We start from the raw sequence: 16,780 nt of genomic DNA, 5'->3' as shown, positions 1-16,780 counted from the left end.
ATTAGCATCAGCGGCGAAAAATATCGTTTCAAAAGGCGATTGATGGGCACTGTAATAGGTGATGAACATGGTGCCAAAAAGGATAAAACCTTACCTATTTAATAACATGACAGTTTAGGACGTAGAAAATGCCAAAGGCTAGTGAAATCAAAAAAAATATGGCCATCGAATACGACGGCAAAACGTACATTGTAAGAGACATTGAACGTTCTGTACCACAAGGCCGCGCAGGTGGCAGCTTGTACCGCATGCGTATGTACGATGTTGTGACGGATCGCAAAGTGGATGAAACATTTAAAGATTCTGAAATGTTGAATCTGGCTGATTTGGTGCGTCGCCCAGTGATGTTTTCTTACGCCGACGGCGAAGAATACGTTTTCATGGACAACGAAGATTACACACCTTATAGCTTGAACAAATCGTCAATCGAAGAAGAATTGCTGTTCATCAATGAAGCCACTGCGGGCATTCAAATTGTCTTGGTTGATGATGCGCCTGTTGCCTTGGAATTGCCGACCAACGTTGAGCTAGAAGTCATCGAAACCGACCCTTCTATCAAGGGCGCGTCTGCTACGTCTCGAAACAAGCCTGCGAAGCTAGCGACGGGTGCGATTATTCAAGTGCCTGAGCATATTTCGACTGGTGATAAGATCAAGGTAAACGTGGAAGAACGCAAATTTGCAGGGCGCGCTGAGAAATAACAGCCGCTTTGGAATAACAGATCGATTCTGATAAAACGCAGCCTAGGCTGCGTTTTTTTATGGCAGACTATTGGCGTAAAGCGCGTTTTATTTCTCAGCGCAGGTGGCTTTTCCTGTACAATTCGCGCATCGTATTTTCTGTGTGTTTCTTCTTATCCAGATGAACGCAGCTTCCACCACTTTTACGCAGTAAGTGATTTAACAACATGGCGACTAAAGCAACCGTATACAAAGCTTCTTTACAAGTGTCCGATATGGACCGCAATCATTACCAAAGTTACGATTTAACCCTAGCACTTCACCCATCAGAAACAGAAGAGCGGATGATGGTGCGCTTGGCCGCATTTGCCTTATTAGCCGATGAAAAAGAAGGCACTGAACAGCTGAGCTTCACGAAAGGCATTAGCACCGAAGATGAGCCAGATTTATGGCAAAAGAACTTTTCCGACGAAGTGTTGATCTGGGTTGAGTTAGGCCAGCCAGACGAAAAACGTTTGCGCAAAGCCTGCGGTCGTGGTCAGCAAGTGATCGTGGTTAACTATAACGATAAGTCTGATATTTGGTGGGAACAAAACAAAGGCAAGACGAGCCGCTTTAATAATCTGCGCATTTTAAAATTCGCAGAATCAGAAGTGCAAAAATTGTCCGCGTTATGCGCTCGCTCTATGCAGCTGAATGTAACCATTCAAGACAGTGAAATGTGGGTGTCTAGTGAACGTGGCGAATGCAGTTTAACCCCAATTTGGCGAGGCGAGCATTAAGCTCACCTCAACCACTTTACACTTGAAACGTTAAAAGATTACGCCTTGTGCAGTGTCTTTTGAAACAGCGCCACGGCTTTTGCATAGCACTCTAAGGCAAGAGCCGGGTCGTATCTATCCCCTTCGTCGCGCATAAACGCGTGCTGACCATTGACTTCATACCAAGTAAAATTTCGATCTGTATCAAGCAATTGCTGATAGATTTTTTGGCGACCTTGCGTAGGCACATGAGGGTCTTGTTTGCCCCATACCATGGTTAACTCGCCTTGGATCTCTTGCGTGCGGGTAAAAGAATCGTTGCCTTCATCGCAAGGGATAGTATTCGAATGGATGTCTGTTGCATACAAACAGAAACTGGCTTGGATGCGAGGGTTGAGCGCCGCACGATAAGCTAGGTGTCCACCTAAACACACACCCATGGAGCCAAACTGCCCTGTGCAGTATTCCTGTTGAGTAAAGTAATCCAACATGGCGACAGTGTCCGTGTCGTGGGCTTCTAATGTCTTGGTAAACTTGTCCTCGTTGCCTTTGTCTTTCCCTTCGTCGTCGTAACCCAACACGGTGCCAATCGGGTTTAACTCATGAAACACCTCAGGTACGACAACCACAAAGCCATGGCCAGCCATAATGGCGGCAGAGCGGGCAATGGGGGCCGTTTGTTGGAAAATCTCAGAATAGAAGAAAATACAAGGAAAGCGACCGTCGGCTTGGGGGCGATACACGGTGCAACGCATGGTGCCTGTCGGCGTGTTAAGATCCTGATCGTGTTTTTGAATAATCATGGTTTACCTAATGTCAGTGTCTAATTAAAAGAAAAAGAGCGTAACAACAAGGATGACAAATCCGTTATAACGGACATGATATTCGACCCAACAACGATGAGCCAGTATCAACCAAGAAATAGGAAGGGGTTGGTCTTAATGAGTAAGAGGATTTTGTGCGAATTTTATTGATTAGTGCTTACGAAGCAAGCAGCCATAAAGCGTGGGCCGACGCATTGATGAGCAACCTGCCGGAGCATGATTGGACCTATATGGCATTGCCGCCGCGGCATTTTGCTTGGCGTATTCGAGGCAACGCCATGAGCTTTGCGTTTGACCCTAAGTTCAAACCCTTGTTAGAAAAGCCTTATGATTTGATCATGGCCACGTCGATGACAGATTGCGTGGGATTAAAAGCCTTTTGCCCTGATCTACAAAATATCCCTTGGTTACTGTATTTTCACGAAAATCAATTTGCCTACCCAGCGAGTGATAAACAGCAAGGCTTGGTCGAAATGCAAATGGTGACTTTGTACAGCGCGTTGGCGGCGGATCAATGCGTGTTTAACAGTCAATTTAATAAAGACTCTTTTTTCTCTGGTGCGCGGGCCCTGCTTAAGAAACTGCCGGATTATGTGTCGCCAGATTGGCTCAGTGTGAGCGAAGAAAAAGCCTGTGTGGTGCCGGTTCCTGTTTCTGTCCCCACTTTAATGACAAAGCCTCACATCGATAAGCGAGCAGGGCAGGCGCCGATGCGCATAGTCTGGTCGGCCAGATGGGAATACGACAAAGGGCCAGATCGTCTGCTCGCTATTCTTCAGGAATTAAGCGCTCGTCATGTGCCGTTTGAGATCGCCATCTTAGGTGAACAGTTTCGTTCGATCCCCAAAGAGTTTGAGCAAATTAAGCAGGCATTTTCAGCACAAATCAGCCAATTTGGATTCGCTAAAAACAGACAAGACTACCTTGATTGTTTAGCGTCTGCTGACATTGTCTTATCCACTGCCTTGCATGAATTTCAAGGCTTGGCGGTACTAGAAGCCGTCGCCCTTGGCTGTGTCCCAGTGCTACCAAACCGGCAAGTGTACCCAGAGTTATTTGGCAATGAGTTTTTATATCACAGTGACCTGCATGACCCAGAAAAAGAAGCTCAGAGTGCGGTTGATCTGATGATAAAACTGGCCACAGAGAGCGCCGAAGCGCCCTCTGTTGAACCGTTTGAGTTGTCTGCACTCTTACCATTGTACGCAGCTCAGATTCGGCAAAGCGCAGGCAGGTAGTGTTTTGAATATTAGTGCTTTAAATATTAATGGTTAGGCCTGCCATTCTTGCTGATAAAAGCGTTCGATGGTTTGGTCTTGCCAGTAAAAAAGAGACAGCCAGTCGTTGTCGATGAGTTGCCTTACTGTCTCATGTTTGGCGACTATGTCTGCAATGGCGCTTTTAGGGGCGGAAATATAGACGGCTAATCTGACTGGTGTGTGCATCCAATTTTTACCGTCGCTGATAGATTGCATGGGCAAGCCAATGCGTAAATCCCCGCCGTTGCCTTCAAAAACGCCAATATTGCCGCCTACTGCATTGTGCAGCACTTTATTACCGCTACCGAACTTAAAGTGGTCGGTCACCGATAAGTTGTATTGCATATTGATCCAGTGGGCCACGAGCATTGGCGCGGTTAACAGGCGCTCTAAAATGCCAAAATCAGAATCGGTTTGATAATCGTAATCGTGTAAAAAACTGCGACCCTTTAAGTTGAGCTGACGAGTTTGTTGGCGTGGTGCGATGATAAAGGCATGGTTGTTGGCCAATCCCCATTCTGGGTTGACTTGAGACCAATCGTTCGCGCGTTTTAGAAATGCCTTATGGCGTTGCTTGTCCGATACATTGAGTAGGGAGGCATCGAGTTTCTTCGCTCGTTCTTTTTGTGCGCCGTACATGGCTTGTTCTAACCAATGGCTTTGTTGAGGCGTGGTTTGGTGGTCAAAGCAGGTGAGCTGATCCGTGGTGGTATTGTGCAGAGCCGCGACAAATGTTGTGTGCTGAGGGATCTTGATGCCCATGGTGTGTAAGCATGAGCGAACTTCTGCGTCGTTTAATAATCTGCTCAGTACTTTGACATTCACTTCACCGCTTTGCCCACCGCAGGCGCCGCACTCTAACCCAGCCGCATGCAGGTTGTTACTGGTATGGCTGCCATGACCAACCAAGAGCACGGTTTCTGCATAGTGTTTTATCCCCATGGTGTCTAATACACCTTTTGCGAGCTTGGCTTTATCTTGTGTTGTTAATGGTTCGCCATTTTGGGTTATGTTCCACTGGGTGTTGGGCGCTAGTCTTGCCGCAGGGTTCGTTTGGCGCTTTGAAAACAGCGTTTGCTTGAACATTTTAAAGGCATACCACCAACCCATAGATTCGACCATTGAGAAAGTGGCTGGTGCAGAATGCCCCCAACGTTGCCAGCGGGCTTGTTGTTGCTCTTTTTGAGCGTGCTCAATATTAGTTTCGCATTCGCTTACTGTGATCGATGGCGATAATAAACCGGGTAACTGAGGCCTTGAGAAGGCGCTGTCTTTGGCTTTGTATTCGATGGGTAACCCAAAAAAGCCTGCAAACCCAAAGGTTTGTATGGCGTCATCTTGTTTCTCTAAAGCGCGTCTGATGACTTCGGAGCGAACGTCGATGCAGAACACCGCCTGCAATACTGGCGGGCGTTGTTTTGTTAAGGGGTAGGATTGGGAGGTGAGCAGTGTATTGAGCTGTTTTTGCTCTGCGTACTCTAAGGCCAAAGCCCAGATTTTTGCGCTCAGCAAGGCCTCTTTATGCTTGGCAATATGTTGTTCTATTGTCTGTTTTTGTTTTTCCCACGCTTGTTTGATGGCGCTTGCCTGAGGGTTCTCTTGGGAGGTTAAGTAACGCCAGATGACCAGTTCCCACGCCATCTTAATCGCCAGCAACGACATTAAATGATCTTCTTGGTCGTTGGGGTTTTGCCAATGCAGATAAGCCAGATAACTGCTCCAGCCGTTAATGTCTAACAGTAAAGCATGGGCGTAGTAGGGCAAGGAGACGTCATCCAGTGCCAATTCTTCGATGGCCAGCGCAAAGAGTTGATCCGTATTGTTTGGCAACGCGTTGAACAGATGAATTAGCTTAGGCTCATCAAGAACAATGCTCAATCCCTTGTCTTGCGTGGTAATGGTGAGCCAATGGGGGTATAGATGTGTTTGATCATTACTGCTCATTTGTCTGAGTGTTGGGCTCACTTGCTGGTAATGATCGGCACAAAACTGACTCACTTGATGCGTGATTTCATCGTGCCATGACATTTTCGTCGCCGGCCTTTCTTGGTCAGCTAAGTCGGCGATGTTTTGCCATGGCGTCAGTGTTGGGATTGGCTTAGAAAGCATTTCGATGAGCGATTCTGGTAATGCATCCACCGCATAATGTTGCGCGGCTTTGGTGAGCGACGCTTGATCAATGCGCCCCTGTTTAAACCAAGCGACATAGGTTTCTATCGGCAAATGGGCTTTGATCCCTGCGATGGCGGATAACTCAGCCGCCACAGTATCAAACGGCTTATCAATCAATGACCATAATGGATTAACGGCTATGAGTTTATCGAGAGGCCAGCTCGGGGCGATTTTTTTAGTGGCAGTCACTAATAGGCTTTTTTGCTGATTGTTCATAGTCATGCTAATTCCCTAAAAATGCTCAGGTAAGCTGAGGTCAGAAAACGACGTTGAGTGCTGTTCTTTGGCTCTTGCTGGTAAGTGAACGGGCCAGATTTTTAGCGCTGCACGGGTGACCCACTCGTCTAGGTACAAGCCCGCGAAAAGCGTCATAGAAAGGCGTCGTACGAATGGCCAATGAACTTGGTAGTGCAACAGAAGATGGGTCGCAAAGAGCAATGTAAATAAGCTCATTGCCCAGATATCAGGGTAAGAAAATGCGCGAACCTGACCGGTTTCAGGAGGCAAGGCAAACCAGATGGCAGTCTTTAATGAGGCATAAATAAGCGTTAGCACTGCGCCGGTAATTAAGGTCGTTAACCATGATGCAGGGTGCTCAGAAGTGCGCCACTGAATAATCAAAATACTCAGTGCCAAGGCGAATAGCCACCAGGTGCTGAAGGCTGTTTCAAAATGAAAGGCAAAGCGTACTGCTACGACACAAGCGGTGGCGATGGTGAGCGCTAAAAACCACTCTTTTAGCTTGGGTAAAGAAGGCGTCTTCGCGCTGTGTTTTGTCGGTGCTGAGAGAGCCAACCGCAAATAATCGTTTACCGCATTGCCTGAGTTAAGGAAGGAATAGGCCTTGTAAAAAGAGTGAGCAAGCAAGTGCAACAGCACTAACTCATAAAGGCCGAGGGCAAATTCCAACAACATTAACCCCATTTGTGCGCTGGTTGACCACGCTAGGCGAACTTTAACGCTGATGCGCGTGGTCATCACCAAGCTGCTGGCAAGCGTGGACAGGCCCGCCACAATGAGTAATAGCCAAATGGCAGACAAGCTTTGGGACACAAGCGGGGTAAAGAGCAGCAACATATAGCCGCCTAAATTGATCACCCCAGCATGAAGCAAAGCACTGACGGGGGTAGGGGATTCGACCACTTGAATGAGCCAGCCATGAAAAGGCAATTGGGCACATTTAATTAAGGCGGCAAAAGCAATCAAACAGGCGGCCAGTTGGTCTTGCCACGACAGCGCTTGCCCCATGCTCTCTTGCTGTGTCAAAGACGAAAGAATGCCGTTTATGTAGAAACTTTGGTGTTGTTGGTAAAGGAGCATAAACGCAATGAACAGCGTCAGTTCGGCGATCCGCGCTAAGATGAATTTTTTATGAGCCGCTAAAATCGCACGAGGTCGATCAGGGAAAAAAGTCAGTAAGTTGTGCAGCGAGAGGCTAATGCACAGCCAGCCAAGCCAAAACAGCATAAGGTGGTTGGACATCACCGTCAGAGCCACAGAAGCAAGGGTAAACATAAGCCACCGGTAATAGCGGGCGCGATTGGCTTGTCCATTCATATACTGGCGTGAAAAGCGCAACAGTACCCAGCTCATCACCACGATCAGCGCCAGCATAATCTGGCTAAGTACAGTGTGATGAAGAAGCGCATGGTCTTGCTTTGGTGTGGTTAAAAAGTAATGCACCCCTAGATTTAAGCCATAAAGAAAGAGCAAGCCTCGACTTAACCAAACGGCTTTTTGTGGCACCGAGGTCGATTTTTCTCGACAGCCAAACCATCCGCACAGCACCAGCGCGAGAGGAATAAGAACAGGTAAAAAACTCCAAGTGACCACAGGCACGTTTTTGTCTCCACATTCGGGTTAGATAAGATGGGGGCGATTATGGGGATTTTATTGCTATAATAAAAACACATATATTTTATGTAATCGTTCTGTTTTAGTTATGTTTCTGTTGATTGTACTTTGTGTTTTAAAAGGGTCACTGTTCATGGGTCGATTAAACTACCACCACTTATATTATTTCTGGCGAGTGTCAAAAAATCGCAGTTTGACAGAAGCCGCAGACGAGCTGCATGTCTCTCAGTCCGCCTTGTCAGCTCAAATTAAACAGCTTGAAAGCAGCCTCAATGTGTCGCTTTTTTTACGACAAGGTCGAAAATTAGTGTTAACCGATGTGGGGCGAAGGGTGCTGGCTTACGCGCAAGACATCTTTAATACTGGGGAGGAGTTGGAAAATTTTCTTCAAAAAGACAGCGCTTACCAAATGCAGCACATTACCTTAGGGGTGCAAAGTAACCTGTCTAGAAACTTCATTGAAAGTTTTATCGAACCTTTATTAGCAAGCAAGAATATCAATTTTTCATTGTCTTCTCGGGGCATGACGGATTTACTTAATGGGCTTGTGAACCACGAAATCGACTTGGCTTTGACAAATCGGGCGATTCTGAGTGAAGGCCAAGATACGATCTGGCAAAACCAGCTGGTGGCCAGACAACCGGTGGCTATCATTGGGCCTTATGGGGACAAACCGGCCGCTGCATTTCCGGAAGGGTATCAGGATAAAAAATGGGTCGTTCCGGGTAAAAACGCAGACATCCGTTCGGCGTTTGAATCTTTCTGTGCGGTGTATCAATATCAACCTGACATCAAAGCAGAAGTGGACGATATGGCCATGTTGCGATTGCTGGCACGCGACAGCGGCTATTTATCTGTGTTGCCTCCTGTGGTCGTAAAAGACGAAATTGAATCTAAGGTGTTGGAGGATTACGGCAGTATTCCACAAGCCTTTGAAAGTTTTTACGCGATTACGGTGCCGAGAAAGTTTGCGGCGCAAAATGTCTTAGATCTGATTAAAACAGCGATTAATAAATACGCATGAGCAATGGCTTTGGCTTGTGTCCGTGTTTATGAAGTCTTGATATGACAATAACAGCAGGGTGCACACTGCGCTCATTATTATAAGGATGGTCTGTGAAAATATACGGTGATATGGCGTCAGGCAATTGCTACAAAGTGAGATTACTGTGTGCTTTATTGGCTATTGAGCATGAGTGGATTCATGTTGATATTTTGGTCGGTGACACCAAAGCGTCGGACTTTTTAGCTAAGAACCCAACGGGCAAAATTCCATTGCTGGAGCTTGAGGACGGTCGCTGTCTGTCTGAGTCTAATGCGATTTTGAATTTTCTAGCCGCTGGCAGTGATTTGCTTCCCCAAGACCCTTTTTTACTTGCCAAGGTGCAGCAGTGGCAGTTTTTTGAGCAATATAGCCATGAGCCGTTTATTGCGGTGGCGCGTTTTATCGCGAAATATCTTGGTTTGCCAGACGCGAGACGAAGTGAGTATGAGTCAAAACAGGAAGGCGGCCATAAGGCCTTGTCCGTTATGGAAACTCAATTAATAACAACGCCGTATTTGGTGGGTGACAGTCTCACCACGGCGGACATCACGTTATATGGCTATACCCATGTTGCCCAAGAAGGCGGTTTTGACCTTTCCCGCTACCCAGTGATTCAATCATGGCTGGCGAGAATCGCGGCTCACCCGCGCTATCTTGGTATGCAATAACCCACTTTTTAATACGCCTTGCATCTGCCCAGTCGCTTAGCAATGTAAGCGCTGATGAGGCTGTGACTGGGGTGTGTTAGGTGCCATTGATATTGATTTAATGGGCTTATTCTGCGGCCACCAAATCAACGCATTTTCCTTCCATGGCCTTGGCGTCTTCTGCGTCATGGGTGACCAGTAAGGCTGGAATGTTCGCTTTGCGTATTTCCGCAAGCACAAAGGCTCGGACTTCACGGCGCAGTGCAGGATCTAGTTTGCTAAAGGGCTCATCTAACAATAGGAAACCCGGTTCAGACAGCAAGGTGCGTTGCAAGGCCACACGGGCTTGTTGGCCGCCGGACAATTGCTCTGGCGTGGCATTGGCTTTGTCCTTGATGCCGACTCTTTCTAACGCCTGATAGGCGCGCTCCAAGCGGTCACACTTTTTTACTTTCGCTGGAATGGCAAAACTAAGGTTTTCCAAAATACTCATATGAGGAAACAGCAGCGGTGTTTGCTGAAGCAAGCCGACGCGTCGTTCCTGCGCGGTTTTGTTATGAATGGCGACGTCGTTTAAAAATACCTCTCCTTGGGCATTTAAGCCTGGTGAGAGAGTGCCGCTTAAGAAATTCAATAAACTGGATTTGCCTATGCCGCTGGGGCCCATCAGGGAGACGACTTGGCCATCGTCAATCTGCACATTGAGCTCTTTGATCAATGTTTTATGGGCCAAAGACAATGAAAAATTTTTAATAATAAGCACGTTTTCTCCTGCTTGTGATAACCATGAGTGGTCTGCTCTTAAGAATTAGTAGGAATTTGTTTGTAGCATTTCTTTACGCGCAAATAGATGGCCAAGCGCCATTTGGTCCAGCGCGGCGGCAATGCGTGGGCAAGCCAAAAAACAAACACAGGGAAAAACGCTTGTAGCAGCGCCATGCTGCCAACTTGTTTTCTGTCGCCAGAAGCGGCTTGTGCCACGGCTTCTGTGGTGAGTGTGCCATAGCGGCCTTCACCGGCAATAAGGGTCGGTAAATATTGCGCGATACTAACGGAAAAACCGATGGCAAAGGCGGTGAGCAAAGCGGGTTTAAGCATGGCCAGTTTGATAAAAAAGTAATTGAACCAGGGGCGATTGTTTAAGCGATTGGCTTGCATTAGGTAATCTTCTTGGTACGCCAAATAAGGCCCTTTTAACGACAAATAAACGTAAGGCAAAACATACATTAAATGGAGTGCAATGATCGCTGTTAGGGTGCCATTGAGGTTGATCTGAATCAGCAGTACGTGCAGGCCAAACAAAAAGCCAATTTGAGGAAGCAAAATGGGCACATAGATAAGCCAATCAAAAGGGTGGTTTTTGGTCTGTTTGGTTAAGCGCTTTGTCTCTAGCATGAGTGCGCTCATCAGGCAGGCTATGAGGGTGGCGACCAGAGCGATGATCAGCGTATTACTAGACAGCTCCAGTAACACTGGGTATGCGCGTTCTATGTTGCTCAGGGTCCAACTGGACGGCAATACATCAGGAAAGCGCCAGCGTCGGGTGAGCGACCAAATGGGTAAAATGATTAAGGAAATAAACGCGCTTGATAAAGTGATTAGACCCAGAACAACGCCCAGACGTAAAAAATAATCGGTGAGGCCAGCGCGTTTACCATTGCTGCGTTCGGCTTTAGTAAGTCGCGTAAACAGGCAGTGGGCGAGTTCCCAGCCAAGCATCACCAGCGCAATGATAATCACAAGGGCAATGGCGCCAGCACTGGCAATAAAACGCGTCGATAAGGCAGGATCGTTAAACCAATGAAATAGGGTCACCGCCAGAGTCGATGGTGTATTAGGGCCGATAACAATCGCCAGATCGACGACGGTTAAGCTAAACGCAATGACGATAAAAATCGGCATGCGAATAATAGGGTAAAGCTGCGGTATTAATACTTTACGCCAAATGGTCAGGCGTTTATAACCAAGCGTTTGGCAGACCTCAAGGCTTTTTCTGGCGTCAATGGCGTGCAAACTGGCGAGCATAATAAAGAGCAAATACGGCATTTCTTTCATCACCAACGCGAAGATCAATGACACGCCATAAGGGTCTTGCACGGTAATCCAATTTGGCGGGCGGTCAAAGCCTGTTAACCAAGGGCTAAACAGCCGCATAAGCCAACCAGATGGGCTGAGTAGAAACAACAAGCCAATGGCAATAGCAGCATGTGGAATGGCAAGAATGGGGGCGAGCAGCTTTTCAATTTTCTCGAAGAAGGCTCGTTGGTAGCCCCATGCCAGCAAAGACAAGGCTATCCACAGGGCAATAATGGGGGCAATAATGCCGGTGATCAGTGTCAGTTTTAGACTGGTGTAAAACTCATTGTTTTGAAACAGTTGTTCCCATGAGGTAAGGGAAAAGTGATATTCCCCTAACGGTGGGAAGTAGTGAAACGCTGGCAGTAGTGTGCCGACCAGTCCAACAAGGACTGGGATGGCGAGAAATAAGGCAACCAACCAGGTGATAAATCGTACGCTTTTTAATGGCATGAAGGACTAACGGCTCTATTTTAAAAACAGCACAGTGGGCAATAACGCACTGTGCGGGTAGGTCTTCTGTTTAGTGTGTTTTTGACTTATAGCGTTATTGTGCATAACGCTTAAGCCATTCTTTTTCTAATGCTTTTACCCAGCTCGTGTGGGGTTCAGGCAAGGTCTTACCTAACTCAGCAATGCTTAATGTGGCGATTCCGCGAGGGATAGCGTCGAATTTTTTCTGATCAGCGGCCGCAAGTCGATCGTAAGACAATACGCTGAGGTCTCCCCAAACGGTCGGAATCTGCTTTTGAATCTGTGCTTCTGGTGACAGCATAAAGTTTGCGACGACTTCGGCGCCGGCTTTGGCGCTGCTGTTATAAGGAATGGCAAGGAAGTGCGTGTTGCCAATGGTGCCATTGGTAAAGACATAAGAGCGCACGGTATCGGGTAAATTGCCTTGCTGAATGGCCACGGACGCAGAAGAAATATCAAAGCTGAGGGCAACATCAATTTCTTGATCGTCTAATAAACGTATCATTTGCGTAGAATCGCTTGGAAAGGTTTCACCGTGACGCCAAGCCACTTTATTCAGTTTGTCTAAATACGCCCATAAAGGCGCCGTTACCGCTTGAAAGTCGACGCTGTCGACGGGTTTAGAGAGTGCGCTTTTGTCCGTTGTGAGTTCGTATAAGGCCTGTTTTAAAAAAGTAGCACCAAGGAACTGAGGTGGCGCAGGGTAGGTAATTCGGCCAGGATGTTGTTGCGCATAAGCAAGCAGTTCAGGCATGGATTTAGGGGGCGTTTTCAAGGTGGCGGTATCGTACATGAAAATAACTTGCGCCATGCCCCAAGGGGATTCCATGCCGTCCACTGGGGTGCCAAAGTCATGGGTGATGCTTTGACGAGCGTGCTCATTTACGTACTTTTTGTAGTTCGGTAATTGGGTGCTGAACGGGCCATAAAGCAATTGATTGTCTTTCATGGCGCGAAAATTTTCACCGTTTAACCAGATCAGGTCGATAGAGCCATTGTCGTTTTTACCGGCGGCTTTTTCCGCCAGCACACGGTTCACTGCATCGGCGGTGTCGGTCAGTTTTACTTGTTTTAGGGTAACGCCGTATTGCTCTTTGATGCGTTTTGCCGACCAGCGAATATACTCGTTCACATTGTCAGCACCACCCCATGCGTTGAAGTAAACGGTCTGGCCTTTGGCTTCTTGTAATGTGTCTTGCCAATCGGCTTTTGCTTGGATGCTGGTGAATAATAAAGCACCACTGATCGATGCAGCGATCAAAGATTTGAGCATTCCTTTCCCCTTAAATAGTGGTTGAGGTGACTATGATGCCTGTTAGACGTATTAGTTCGACTATTTATTACAGTCGTTTTTAATACTGAGAAGGTTTTTATTAAAAATTTGTTTTAGCGTACCATGTTGCCTGCTCTGATGCCTGTTCAATGTGGGCGTGTGTTTCACCGAACTATACGAGTTATTATGCCATATCAAATTTATTCCCATACTTTGCCGAGTGCGACGCTGGGCACTCAGCGCATCATCAAAGCGCATCATTTCGGGGAGCAAGGCGCGCGACCTAAAGTGTATTTACAAGCCGGGCTTCATGCCGATGAATGGCCGGGTTTTTTGGTCCTCAATAGTTTAATCAAACTGCTTAAAGAAGCCGATGAAAAGGGCTTAATTCAGGGGGAGATTATTATTGTCCCGGTGGCCAATCCGATTGGTTTGGCGCAAAACTTTCATGGTTACATTCCAGGTCGTTTCGCGTTCTCGGACGGTGGCGGTAATTTCAACCGCAATTGGCCTCAACTCGGCGAAAAAGTAAAAAAACGTCTCCACGGTGAAGTCAGTTCAGATGGCCAAGAAAATGTCAGTTTAGTGCGCTCGATAATAGCGCAAGAGCTGGCTGAACTGCCTGAAAATACCGAACTGCAAGGCATGAAGAAAACCTTGTTGGCCTTGTCGATGGACGCCGACGAAATATTGGATCTGCATTGTTCAGGTGAAGCCAGTATGCATGCGTACGTGGCACAAGAGTTTGAAGAGCATTTCAGGCCTTTGTTGGCGTTATTGGGTGCCAAAGTCGGCTTGTCTGAATTGGAGACGGGGGCAGCGTCCTTTGATGAGACCAATGTCAGTGTGTGGCGAACGCTTAAATCTGACTATGCCCATTTGATTCCTTGGGGCAGTCGTTCGTTAACGGTGGAATTGCGTGGTGAGAATGACATTTGTGATGAATACGCGGCGCACGATGCGAAGGCCTTGTTTGACTATTTAATATTACGCAATGTGATCGCAGGAGACACCCCTGAGATTGATGACAGCAAGGTAGTGTATTACCCATTGGATGCAATGGATTTGGTAAAAGCCCCCTGTGCTGGCATTGTTTGTTACCGCAAAAATATTGGTGAGTCGGTGGAAGCAGGTGAAGTCATTGGTGAGGTGGTGGACTTAATGGACGACGATGTTGATGCGTCTCGTTACCCGTTGGTGGCGCGAGCGAATGGGGTGTTTTTTGCTCGCGTGCAGCGCCGTTTGGTGGTCCGTGGTGAATCGATCGCGAAAATTGCCGGCCGTGAACATCTGGCTTTTCGAGAGATCGGGAATTTATTTGAAGACTAGGCTACATTATTTTGATTGATGAGATTTTGATAGATCAGCAAGCGGCGCCACGTCAATTGACGTCTGAGCAGCGTGCTGTTGTGCAACACAATATCCACTCACCTGCAAAAGTCATCGCGGTGGCTGGGGCAGGCAAAACGACCACCTTGATTTCGCGTATTGAATTTTTGCTTGAGCAGGGTGTAGCGGCGTCTGAAATCGGCGTTTTTATGTTTAACAAGAGCGCCCAAGAAGAGTTTAGTGAGCGTTTGAGTCAGCATTTAAAAAACTGCGGACAAGGGCGTTCGCCCAGTGTGATGACGTTTCATGGCTTTGGTTTAAAGCTTTGCCGCCGTTTAGAGCAACAGGGTTGGCTGCCCAACGCCAAACTTCTGACGGACGATTTTAGCCTAGTGAAAATGTTGCGTGAGGCGTTAAATCGCTTGGTGCGCAAAGGGGAAAAAATCACCCTGCAAGACGAAAAAGATTGGCTCGAAGATGTCTTGTTGTTTATTGATCAAGTAAAGGCCTCCGCGACCTCGGCGAGGGAGGTTTTTGACGCCCTCGGCTGGTCGAAAGAACGTCAGTTTTTTCCGGCGCTCTATGAGGAGCTTGAAGACCTGCGCAAGCGCAATAACGTTCGTTTTTTTGCTGATTTGTTGGCCGATCCATACGATTTGTTATTGGACCTTAATGAGGCAGAGCGTCACCAAGTGCACGGTTTTGTGCCGGATTTTCGTTATTTATTGATCGACGAGTTTCAAGACATCAACCCTTGTCAGTATGAATTGCTGAAAATACTCTACCCAGCGCCGTGTCAGTGGATGATTGTGGGTGATGTACAGCAGTGTATTTACGAATGGCGTGGGGCCAGTCCTGAAATTATGGCGAGTCAGTTTGATCGTGATTTCCAAGCGGTCGAGACCTACCCATTAAGCACGAGTTTTCGTTTTGGTCATGCAATCGGCCTGATGGCGTCGAGTGTGATCAGTGAAAATGACCCAGACGCCTTGGTGATTGGCGAAGGCAAAAGCACTCAAGTGTCTTTTGCGCGCGCCCCAAAAACCGGTAAGGCCTTGTTGGGCGAATTAAAAGCCTGGGTAGAATCCGGCCGTGCGTTAAATGAGTCGGCGGTGTTGGTGCGTTTGTACAGTGACATGGTGCCGGTGCAATTGGCGCTGATGCACAAGGGGGTGCCGTATCAATTGCATGGTGATTCACCCTTGTTGGAAAACCGACAAATACGCATGCTGATGGCGTATTTAGCGGTGATTGCCGGTGCTTTGGAGAAGCCAGATCTCTTCTTTCGTCGTGATGATGTTGATTTTCTGCTGACCGTGCCTAGCTTGGGTGGTTCGGTGGCCCAGCGTAATACCTTGATTCAGCAAGCGAGGCAGTCGCCTCATTTGTTGCCGCAAATTATTGAAACCATGGCCGACCAAGCAGAAGGGTGGCGAGCCAAAAAACTTTATGAACGAGCCGATTGGCTAAGAAGTTTGAGTATTTATCGCTCGGACCCGGCACAAGGTTTGGCGCACACGCTCGAAAAACTGGGCATTTATCGCTATTTCGAAAGCACCAGTAACAAAGACATTCAAACCCAAGAGAAAATCGCCACCTGTGATGCTTTTATGGCCTATGTACGCGGTGTGGGCGGCGATGCCGAAAGCGTTTTGACGCAACTGGCGACCTTGAATGAAAAGCAAGCCGATGATGAACGTGGCATTCATTTGATGACCATTCATAAATCCAAGGGGTTGGAATTTAATCTGGTGTTGTTGTCTGGCTTGCAAGAAGGCCGTTTCCCTTATTATGACGAAGACCTGAGTGCGATTGATAACAAAGCCGCGAGTCAGATGGCTTCAGAGCGTCGGCTGTTTTATGTGGCGATTACTCGTGCGAAACAAAAGCTGGTGCTGTTGGAAACCCCCACACCAGAGGAAAGTAAAAAAATGAAGCGTGGCGATATTCCGAGGGCGGCATTAAAGCATTTGGCGCTGTCACGGTTTGTGTTTGAGGCTCAGCCTTATGCGGTTAGTAAAATCACTCAACTTTGGCACGAAAAAAGCAGTGAAGACCCCATAGATACGGAAAAGGGGATCTTGTTTCAGCGTTATTTGAATCGTGTGGACCCTTCTCCGAATCTGGTGTTTCGCCATCAAATAAGTGATAACAACAAGGGCTTAAAATCCGGCGATAAAGTACGTCATGACCAATTTGGTCAAGGGGTGGTGGTGCGTCAAGAAGCCGATGGAAAGCGCATGATTTTTGTCGATTTTGGTGAAGAAGGACTAAAGCGATTTAATCCTCAGCACACCCAGTTGGTTAAGTTGTCGTCAAGAGCTTAGACGTTCTACAGAGTAAGACGATGTAGAACGAAACATAATAATAGTGAAATTGGAGGGTC

Annotated in this window: 13 protein-coding genes; 7 read left to right on the top strand and 6 right to left on the bottom strand. The window is 47.4% G+C overall.

Annotated features, from left to right (window positions below; translation table 11 throughout):
* Positions 1-128 precede the first annotated feature (128 nt).
* Positions 129-701, top strand: a complete 573-nt coding sequence (gene yeiP, locus E0D71_RS12875; RefSeq protein ID WP_133003719.1) for an elongation factor P-like protein YeiP — start codon at positions 129-131, stop codon at positions 699-701.
* A 206-nt stretch (positions 702-907) separates the two neighbouring features.
* Positions 908-1,462, top strand: a complete 555-nt coding sequence (locus E0D71_RS12870) for a YaeQ family protein (RefSeq protein WP_133003718.1) — start codon at positions 908-910, stop codon at positions 1,460-1,462.
* A 38-nt stretch (positions 1,463-1,500) separates the two neighbouring features.
* Here E0D71_RS12870 and E0D71_RS12865 read toward each other — a convergent pair whose 3' ends face one another.
* Complete coding sequence (locus E0D71_RS12865) at positions 1,501-2,244, bottom strand: dienelactone hydrolase family protein (protein WP_133003717.1); 744 nt, start codon at positions 2,242-2,244, stop codon at positions 1,501-1,503.
* 155 nt (positions 2,245-2,399) lie between these two features.
* Between E0D71_RS12865 and E0D71_RS12860 the strand changes: the two genes are divergently transcribed.
* The gene (locus E0D71_RS12860) at positions 2,400-3,503 is read left to right on the top strand and encodes a DUF3524 domain-containing protein (RefSeq protein ID WP_133003716.1); all 1,104 of its coding nucleotides are present in this window, start codon (positions 2,400-2,402) and stop codon (positions 3,501-3,503) included.
* Positions 3,504-3,536: 33 nt separating this feature from the next.
* On the opposite strand, the gene E0D71_RS12855 is transcribed toward E0D71_RS12860, so the two are convergent.
* Together E0D71_RS12855 and E0D71_RS12850 are read right to left on the bottom strand one after the other, a co-directional pair.
* Positions 3,537-5,918, bottom strand: a complete 2,382-nt coding sequence (locus E0D71_RS12855) for a DUF2309 domain-containing protein (protein WP_133003715.1) — start codon at positions 5,916-5,918, stop codon at positions 3,537-3,539.
* Positions 5,919-5,927: 9 nt separating this feature from the next.
* Positions 5,928-7,535, bottom strand: coding sequence for an NADH-quinone oxidoreductase subunit L (locus E0D71_RS12850; RefSeq protein ID WP_207923400.1), 1,608 nt, complete (start codon positions 7,533-7,535; stop codon positions 5,928-5,930).
* A 148-nt stretch (positions 7,536-7,683) separates the two neighbouring features.
* Here E0D71_RS12850 and E0D71_RS12845 point away from each other — a divergent pair, with 148 nt between their 5' ends.
* Both E0D71_RS12845 and E0D71_RS12840 read left to right on the top strand, forming a co-directional pair.
* Positions 7,684-8,574, top strand: coding sequence for a LysR family transcriptional regulator (locus E0D71_RS12845; RefSeq protein ID WP_133003714.1), 891 nt, complete (start codon positions 7,684-7,686; stop codon positions 8,572-8,574).
* A 92-nt stretch (positions 8,575-8,666) separates the two neighbouring features.
* Positions 8,667-9,263 (top strand): glutathione S-transferase family protein, encoded by a 597-nt coding sequence (locus E0D71_RS12840; RefSeq protein WP_133003713.1) that lies wholly within the window; start codon positions 8,667-8,669, stop codon positions 9,261-9,263.
* A gap of 106 nt (positions 9,264-9,369) precedes the next feature.
* Here E0D71_RS12840 and E0D71_RS12835 read toward each other — a convergent pair whose 3' ends face one another.
* From E0D71_RS12835 to E0D71_RS12825, 3 genes are all read right to left on the bottom strand, one after another.
* A complete protein-coding gene (locus E0D71_RS12835) occupies positions 9,370-10,005 on the bottom strand; it encodes an ATP-binding cassette domain-containing protein (protein WP_133003712.1) in 636 nt (211 codons plus the stop codon).
* A 38-nt stretch (positions 10,006-10,043) separates the two neighbouring features.
* Positions 10,044-11,771 carry an ABC transporter permease gene (locus tag E0D71_RS12830; protein WP_133003711.1) on the bottom strand — a complete coding sequence of 576 codons (1,728 nt, stop codon included), beginning with the start codon at positions 11,769-11,771 and terminating at the stop codon, positions 10,044-10,046.
* A 94-nt stretch (positions 11,772-11,865) separates the two neighbouring features.
* Positions 11,866-13,065 carry an ABC transporter substrate-binding protein gene (locus tag E0D71_RS12825; RefSeq protein ID WP_133003710.1) on the bottom strand — a complete coding sequence of 400 codons (1,200 nt, stop codon included), beginning with the start codon at positions 13,063-13,065 and terminating at the stop codon, positions 11,866-11,868.
* 186 nt (positions 13,066-13,251) lie between these two features.
* Here E0D71_RS12825 and E0D71_RS12820 point away from each other — a divergent pair, with 186 nt between their 5' ends.
* Both E0D71_RS12820 and E0D71_RS12815 read left to right on the top strand, forming a co-directional pair.
* A complete protein-coding gene (locus E0D71_RS12820) occupies positions 13,252-14,394 on the top strand; it encodes a succinylglutamate desuccinylase/aspartoacylase family protein (RefSeq protein WP_133003709.1) in 1,143 nt (380 codons plus the stop codon).
* A gap of 11 nt (positions 14,395-14,405) precedes the next feature.
* Positions 14,406-16,721: an ATP-dependent helicase gene (locus E0D71_RS12815; RefSeq protein ID WP_243712034.1), complete on the top strand. Its 2,316-nt coding sequence runs from the start codon at positions 14,406-14,408 to the stop codon at positions 16,719-16,721.
* The last annotated feature ends 59 nt before the right edge of the window (positions 16,722-16,780 follow it).

This window comes from Marinomonas sp. KMM3893 (assembly GCF_004352855.1).
In the GTDB taxonomy this organism is placed as follows: Bacteria; Pseudomonadota; Gammaproteobacteria; order Pseudomonadales; family Marinomonadaceae; genus Marinomonas; species Marinomonas arenicola.
The sequence above is the reverse complement of the archived record's forward strand: the minus strand, read 5'-3'. Positions and strand labels throughout refer to the sequence as shown.